Below are 7209 nucleotides of genomic sequence, written 5' to 3' on the forward strand. Positions count from 1 at the left end.
CCGATGTAATCAAGCCCAAGCTCCTCAAAATACATCCCCGGGATAATGAGCTTTAAGGAATTTTCAAAGCGCTTTGCCATGTATGTAGCGCTTTGCGGAGCGTGCGAGAGCAGCTCTCTTACGTGGGATTTAAATTTTTGATAGGTCTCGCCCGCCATCGCTTGGCTTAGGTATTTGCTAAAGGCACCGATGGGCTTACTGATACTCATTTTATTATCGTTTAGGATGATGATGCAGGGCAGCCGCAGATCGCCGAGCTCGTTCATCGCCTCATAGGTCATGCCGCCGCTCATCGAGCCGTCGCCGATGAGTACGACCGGCACGCGATCTTCGCGCTTTAGGTTTATCGCTTTTGCCGCGCCTACGGCTAAAGAGATCGACGTCGAGGCGTGTCCTGCGACGAAGTAATCAAATTTGCTCTCGCTAGGCTTCGTATAGCCGCTGATACCGCCGAACTGCCTAAGCGAGCCGAACTCCTCCCAGCGGTCCGTTAGAAGCTTGTGCGCGTAGCTTTGGTGGCTCACATCGAAGATAAACGGATCGCTCTCGGCGTCGAATACGTAGTGCATCGCCACGATGAGCTCGACCGCGCCCATGTTTGAGCTTAGATGGCCGCCGTTTTTACTCACGACTTCGATGATGCGCGCTCTGATCTGTGCGCAGAGCTCCCGTAGCTCCTCTAGGCTTTTATTTTTAATATCCACTTAAAATTTCTCCCAGAGCGCCCAAGACGCGATCGTTTTGCTCAGGCGTGCCGATCGTGATACGTACGGCGTTTAGCCCGTAGCTTTTTAAATTTCGAATGATGATGCCGCGGCGCAGAAGCTGCTCGCAAAGCTCGCTACTATCTAGCGACGGGCTAAGTTTGAACGTGATGAAATTTGCGTAGCTAGGGATAAATTCTAAATTTCGCTCGCGCGCAAAATCCTCGAAGCGGCTCATCTGCGCGGCGTTGTTTTGCAGGCTCTTTTGCACGAAAGCCTCGTCTTTTAGCGCCGCAATCGCCGCTGCGAGGCTAAGCGTCGTGATGTTAAAGGGCGGGCGCAGCTTATAAAGCGCGCTTATGATCGCGCGCGGCGCGATGCCGTAGCCTACGCGCATACCGCCCAGGCCGTAAACCTTCGAGAAGGTGCCTAGATAGAGCACGTTTTTAAAATTTTGAATTAAAAGCTTAGGATCAAGCCTCTTGCGCTCGTCTTTAAACGCCGCAAACTCGTTGTATGCAGCATCGATCACCAAAAGCGTATCCTCATCCACGCTTCGAGCGAACTTATACACCGCCTCCGCATCCAAGCACTCGCCCAGCGGGTTGTTCGGCACGCACAAAAAGACGACCGAAATTTCATCCCTGTGCGCGTTATAAATTTTTAAAAGCTCGGCCAGATCGTGCTCCTGCGCATTTGTTTTGTAAACTTTAGCCTCGCAGTGACTTGCGTAGATGCCGTACATCGCGAAAGTGACGCCCGCTTGCAGTATCGCGCGGCGCGAATTGAGCTTGGCGTGCAGCGCAAACTCGATGATCTGATCGCTGCCCGCGCCGATGATGATATTTTGCGGCTCTACGCCGAATTTCGAGGCGAGCGCGCCTTTTAGCTCATACATCGAATCATCGGGGTATAGATGCGCGCGTGCCGCGTTCTGCGCGATCGCCTCCTGCACCGCCTCGCTCGTGCCGAATGGATTTTCATTGCTGGCAAGCTTTAGCACGTCCTGCTTGCGGATACCAAACTCCCGCACCGCAAGCTCGATCGGCTTGCCCGCTTCATAATTGCTTAGATTTTCTACAAATTCGTTAAATTTCATCACTCCTCCCCGTTTACGTAGCTTCCCAGCCAGGTGATTTCGTGGCCGTTTTTCTGCGCGTTTTGCAGCACGCGCGCCACGCGTTCGTCATCCACATGCCCCTCAAAATCGATATAAAAGACGCTTTTAAAATCTCTAAGCTTAACCGGGCGGCTTTCGAGCTTGGTTAAATTTATCCCCTCGTTGCGAAACATCTGCAAAAAGTCCACGAGCCCGCCCGGGCGGTCGTCGGTTTTGGCTAGAATGCTCGTTTTGTTGCGGTCGCTCTTTTGGTTTTTAAAGTCGCTTAGCACGAAAAAGCGGGTGCGGTTGGTGGAGTTGTCCTCGATCTTTTGAAACATCATCGGCACGCCGTAAAGATCGGCGGCAATCTTAGAACAGATCGCGGCGGAGTGCGGCGTGGCGGCTGCCATCTGCGCCGCAAGCGCAGTCGATTTGGTCGCGGTAAATTTAACGCCGCTAAGGCCGTGATCGTCTAAAAATTTAAGGCACTGATTGTATCCTTGCGGATGCGAGAATATCTGATCCACCGTGCTTACGTCGTCGCAGTGGCTCGCAAAGCAGTGGTGGATATCCATATAAATTTCGGCGACGATCTTGACGCCCTCGTATTTTCGCAAGCAATCAAGCGTCGCTCCCACCGCGCCTTCGGTGTTATTTTCGATCGGCACGACGCCGTATTTGGCCTCGCCGCTATCAAGCTCCTTAAAGACCGCCTCGATGTTTGAGAGCGGCAGATAGGAGCTTACCGCGCCGAAGCGGCTCTTGGCGGCTTGGTGCGAATAGGTGCCGAAAGGCCCTAAAAACGCGACGATCTGCGGCTTTTCTAAATTTCGCGAAACCGAGAAAATTTCAAAAAATATCGCCTCGATCGCCTCTTTGCTTAAATTTCGCGCCTTTCCGCCGTCCAGCCTGCTGATGATCGAGCGCTCGCGCTCCGGGCGATAGATCGCGCTGCCAGCGGTCTGCTTCAGCTCGCCGATCTTTTTGACAAACCCCATGCGCTCGTCGATAAGGCGCAAAATTTCATCATCCAGCCTGTCGATACAAACGCGCAGATCATCGATGTTTTGCATCACAACCCTCCTTCTGCTCGCCCCTAAATTTCGGTTTTAGAAATTTCGCGCCGCCGCTCTTGCTGCTTTGCGCTTTGAAATTCTTGCCGCGCGATCTTAGAATTTCATCACTTGCGATTACCGCGCCGCAACTTCCGCACGCTAAGAAGGCGCGATAAAATTCGTCGCGACGAGATCTTAAATTTAAAGAGCCGAGATTAAAATTTAAAGCGGGGCTTTGTTCTGGCGTTAAATTTAGAGGCGTATTTTGTTCGGATTTGAAATTTAAAGCGACGGCGCGTTCAGGCTTCGAATTTAAAGCGACGGTGCGTTTAAAATTTAGGGCCGCGCTCGCCACGGCATTGAAATTTAAAGCCGCTGCGCGCTCGGATTTGAAATTTAAGATCGCGCCCCGTTTTAGACGGCTCGCCGCGCGGATCATATCAAATCCTTTTCGAGCGCGATTAGATCATCAAAGCTCTCGCGCTTTCTAATCAGGCGGTCCTGCCCGTCGTAAACCGCGATCTCGGCAGCGCGAGCGCGGGTGTTGTAGTTGCTCGACATCGAAAAGCCGTAGGCGCCGGCGCTTTTGATCGCGAGCAGATCGCCATTTCTCAGCGGCGGCAAAACAACGCCTTTGGCTAGGAAGTCGCCGCTTTCGCATATCGGGCCCACGACGTCGCAGAGGCTTAAGCTCTCTGCGGAGCTTTGCGGCGCAGAATTATCCACGGCGGAGCTTAGATTAGAGGAATTCTGTGGCGCAAAATTTCCTTGCAAGCTTTGTGAAACGCCGTTTTGCGGCGTGGAATTCTGCGCCGTAGAATTCTCGGTGTCGCTTTGGCTCGCGCAGCTTTCGCAGTCGGAATTGCGCTCGCTTACAAGCTCGATTTTATGGTGCGCGCCGTAGAGGCTCGGGCGTATGAGATCGTTCATCGCGCCGTCAACGATGACGAAGCGCTTGCCGCAGTTTTGTTTTTCGTAAAGCACGCGGGTAAGGAAGACGCCCGCAGCCCCCGCGATGAAGCGCCCCGGCTCGCACACGATCGTGACGTCTAGCCCGCTTAGGCTGCGCAAAATCCCCTGCGCGTAGTCGTAGAGCACGATCTGTTTTTCATCCTCGTAGCGGATGCCGATGCCGCCGCCCACGTCGAAAAATTTTATATCGATCTCAAGGGCTCGTAGCTCGCGCAGCAGATCGCTTACGATCTTTGCCGCGTCGCAGATCGGAGAAATGTCCGTAAGTTGGCTGCCGATGTGAAAGTGGATGCCGACGGGATTTAAAAATTTGCTCTTTTTGGCGTAGATATACATTTTGCGCGCGGTCTCGATGCTGACGCCGAATTTGTTTTCGCTAAGCCCTGTGGATATGTAGGGGTGGGTCTTGGCATCAACGTTCGGATTTACGCGGATGCTGATGCGAGCGGGCTTATTTAGCTTTTGCGCGATCCGCTCCAGGCGCAGCATCTCGGCTTCGCTTTCTAAATTTATCAGCAAGATGTCCGATTGAAGCGCAAACTCGAGCTCGCCATCTTGCTTGCCGACGCCTGAAAATATGATCTTATAGCTCTTTGCGCCGATATACAGAGCGCGGCGCAGCTCGCCGATGCTGACGCAGTCAAAGCCACTACCCAGATCTGATAGAAATTTTAAAATGCTCAAATTCGAGCTTGCTTTAATCGCGAAGCAGACGAGCGACTTGCGCGCTGCGAAGGCCTCTTTGAGCGCTATGAAATTCTTTTGTATCTCGTTAAAATCGTAAACGTATAAAGGGGTGCCGTATTTGCGGGCTAAGCTTGAATAATCCATAGAATTTCCACCGATAAATTTTGCGCCATTCTAACAAATCAAGGCTTAACGATGCTTAAAAACCAAAAATGCTGCAAAGCCTAATAACGCTGTTATGGGCACGATAATACCAAGTTCTGGGATGATGACGCCGTTGAGAGAAAACCTAATTAACACGAAAAGCACGCCCCAAGCGCATAGCGTAGCGATAAAAAATCCAAAACTTAGCAGCGCGAGATTAAAAAATCGCCCCGTAACGGGCAGGTAATAATACAGCACCAATACCGCTAAAGGCGCAAATAACGGAAAAAATATCATATTATAAAAACTTGCTTTTATAGTGGAGATATTCACGCCTTGATGCGAAAAGGTGCGGATCGAACGCAGAGCATCCCTGATCGAATATACATTACTCGTATCATAAACGCTTGCAATTGAGCTTGGATCAAAGCCCTTAAGCGCCTCGCTCTGCGCGCTAAGCTTACTTTTTAATCCACTTCCTCCAAGTTTAAGCTGCGCTGGTAAAGTAGTAGTATTTACGTCGCGCAGATGCCAAATTTTACCTGCGTATTCGCCAGAGCTTGCATGCGAGCGTGAAGCAACGGAGTTATCACCCACATCAAAGATCGTTATATCATTTGCGTTTTTGCCGTTTAGAGCTTTGATGTAGATATATTTACCCTCAAATTTCAAAAACATATCTCCTCCCGTAGGCGATAAATCGGTTAAATTCTTTTGAAATTTTAATGCGTATGCAAACGGGGTGGAATTTAAAGCTATAAAGCCTGCAGTAATCGCAAGTGCGATCAAAAATGGAGGGATTATCAGCGCGTTTTTGCTAACTCCAAGCGCATAAAAGCTCACCAGCTCGTTGCTACGGATCATATTAAAGCCCATCAAAATAAGCGCAAAAATAAGACTTAGCGGCAGCGTGTAACTAAGCGCGACCGCTGCGGTTAGAGCGATATACAAAAGAGCGGTATTCGCGCTTGAGGGAAAATCTTTGAGATTGGTAAGCACATCGATGCCTACGTAAAAGCACTCAAGGGCTATTAGAAGGATAAAAAAATACTTCAGATAGGAAAGAGCCGCGTATTTTACGTATAACTTCACACCCTAGCCTTTTTAATCGTAAATTTTTGCGCGATCTGCTCTATATCCGAGCAAATGAGCTCCTCTACTGCGCGCGCGACGTAGGGTAAAATCTCGCTCAGCTTCTCGCGCTCGCTTTCGTTAAAATTTCCGAGCACGAAATTTGCCGCATCCTGCCCCTGCTGTTTTTTACCCACGCCGATACGCACGCGCTCGTAATCCGCACCGATTAGCGCATCGATCGATTTGATGCCGTTGTGCCCGCCGCTACTGCCGCCTTTTTTAAATTTAACGGCGCCTAGATCCAAATCTATATCGTCGTGCACTACAATGATGCGCTCGGGCTTATAAAAATCGTTCACCGCCTTTACGGAGTTGCCGCTTAAGTTCATAAAAGTTTGGGGTTTTAAAAGAAGAAGCGAGCCCTTTTTAAAGAGCTCGCCTTGAAATTTAGACGAGCCGAGCTCGCTAAAGCCGCCCGTCTTTAAAATTTCGTCGATTAGCATAAAACCGACATTGTGTCTGGTGTCTGCGTATTTCTGAGCAGGATTCCCAAGTCCTGCGATCAGTATCATAGGCGCCCCTATTTAGCCGAAGTAACTCCGACTACCGCTACCGAGCCGTCTAGAATGATGCTGACGCCCTCTTTTACCGGAATGTCTCGGATCAAAAGTGAATCGCCTACGTCAAGATCGCTCACATCGAGCGTAAAATCGTTTGGTAGATCTTTGCCTGCGCATTTTACGGCGATACGGCGCTTGGATTGCACCAAAATACCTTTGTTTTTTAAGCCTTTAGCGACGCCAGTTACCTTAACCGGCACTAAATATTTGCTTACGACGTCATCCTGAACTACTCGCAAATCTACGTGAGTTAGGGTGTTTGTGACGGGGTGCTTTTGGTATTCTTGCACTATGACGCGATATGTCTTACCGCCCACGCTAACCTCGAAAGGAAGATCTTCTTTTGCGCGCATAGCTTTGATAAAGTCGTTTACTTTAAACGCTGCGTTAATATTTTCAAATCCTTTCGCATAAATATTAGCGATTAGATAACCATCTCGTTTTAGGGATTTTGAAGCCCTTTTACCGATACTATCTCTAACGATACCTTCTAACATTAGGTTTCCTTTGTGAAAAAATGAAGCGTGATAATAGCTAAATGTTGCTTTAAATCTATTTAAGCGCCGCGATGAAATTTAGAAGTAAAGCCGCACGGAATTTAGCCGATTAAATTTACGCTAAATATTTCAGGCACGACATACTTCCACACAAGAGGATAGACGAATTAAATTCCGCCCGCCTAACGGCAGGCAGAATTCTTTAAAATTTAAGTTGTAAAATTTAGAATTTTAAAATTTGATGGCTCAGCGGATCTCTTTTAGTTGTACGACTTCGCCGGCGAGCATCTCTTCGGCGCTCTCTCCCGATTCTGCTGCCAAATCCCTTTTTTTGGCAAGATCGACGTTTTTGAT

Annotated in this window: 8 protein-coding genes; all 8 read right to left on the reverse strand. The window is 49.4% G+C overall.

All coding sequences use genetic code 11. The features are described from left to right. On the reverse strand, window positions 1-704 hold a 704-nt coding region (locus tag Q0236_RS07310; RefSeq protein WP_297916508.1), incomplete at its 3' end, for a 1-deoxy-D-xylulose-5-phosphate synthase N-terminal domain-containing protein. Further along, the gene (hisC, locus tag Q0236_RS07315) at window positions 694-1803 is read right to left on the reverse strand and encodes a histidinol-phosphate transaminase (protein WP_297916510.1); all 1110 of its coding nucleotides are present in this window, start codon (window positions 1801-1803) and stop codon (window positions 694-696) included. The genes hisC and Q0236_RS07310, both read right to left, overlap by 11 nt. Further along, entirely contained in the window at window positions 1803-2879 is a 1077-nt protein-coding gene (gene pheA, locus Q0236_RS07320; RefSeq protein ID WP_297916520.1) for a prephenate dehydratase, read from the reverse strand. Before pheA ends, hisC begins: the two co-directional genes overlap by 1 nt. Next, window positions 2863-3300, reverse strand: coding sequence for a hypothetical protein (locus Q0236_RS07325; protein WP_297916512.1), 438 nt, complete (start codon window positions 3298-3300; stop codon window positions 2863-2865). Before Q0236_RS07325 ends, pheA begins: the two co-directional genes overlap by 17 nt. Next, the gene (gene lysA, locus Q0236_RS07330; protein ID WP_297916515.1) at window positions 3297-4664 is read right to left on the reverse strand and encodes a diaminopimelate decarboxylase; all 1368 of its coding nucleotides are present in this window, start codon (window positions 4662-4664) and stop codon (window positions 3297-3299) included. The genes Q0236_RS07325 and lysA overlap by 4 nt, the downstream gene beginning before the upstream one ends. Window positions 4665-4709: 45 nt before the next feature. Further along, the gene (locus Q0236_RS07335; protein ID WP_297916517.1) at window positions 4710-5756 is read right to left on the reverse strand and encodes an LptF/LptG family permease; all 1047 of its coding nucleotides are present in this window, start codon (window positions 5754-5756) and stop codon (window positions 4710-4712) included. Continuing rightward, on the reverse strand, window positions 5753-6310 hold the full coding sequence (gene pth / locus Q0236_RS07340; RefSeq protein WP_291938222.1) for an aminoacyl-tRNA hydrolase: 558 nt from the start codon (window positions 6308-6310) through the stop codon (window positions 5753-5755). The genes Q0236_RS07335 and pth overlap by 4 nt, the downstream gene beginning before the upstream one ends. A gap of 8 nt (window positions 6311-6318) precedes the next feature. Beyond that, window positions 6319-6855 (reverse strand): 50S ribosomal protein L25/general stress protein Ctc, encoded by a 537-nt coding sequence (locus Q0236_RS07345; protein WP_177388523.1) that lies wholly within the window; start codon window positions 6853-6855, stop codon window positions 6319-6321. Window positions 6856-7209: the final 354 nt, after the last annotated feature.

The sequence above is a fragment of the uncultured Campylobacter sp. genome (assembly GCF_938031315.1).
Lineage (GTDB): Bacteria > Campylobacterota > Campylobacteria > Campylobacterales > Campylobacteraceae > Campylobacter_B.

What these genes read in the sequence shown, in the direction of transcription:
- hisC (WP_297916510.1), bottom strand. Translation starts at nt 1,803, where the DNA reads ATGAAATTTAACGAATTTGTAGAAAATCTAAGCAATTATGAAGCGGGC.
- Q0236_RS07345 (WP_177388523.1), bottom strand. Translation starts at nt 6,855, where the DNA reads ATGTTAGAAGGTATCGTTAGAGATAGTATCGGTAAAAGGGCTTCAAAA.
- pth (WP_291938222.1), bottom strand. Translation starts at nt 6,310, where the DNA reads ATGATACTGATCGCAGGACTTGGGAATCCTGCTCAGAAATACGCAGAC.
- lysA (WP_297916515.1), bottom strand. Translation starts at nt 4,664, where the DNA reads ATGGATTATTCAAGCTTAGCCCGCAAATACGGCACCCCTTTATACGTT.
- pheA (WP_297916520.1), bottom strand. Translation starts at nt 2,879, where the DNA reads ATGCAAAACATCGATGATCTGCGCGTTTGTATCGACAGGCTGGATGAT.
- Q0236_RS07325 (WP_297916512.1), bottom strand. Translation starts at nt 3,300, where the DNA reads ATGATCCGCGCGGCGAGCCGTCTAAAACGGGGCGCGATCTTAAATTTC.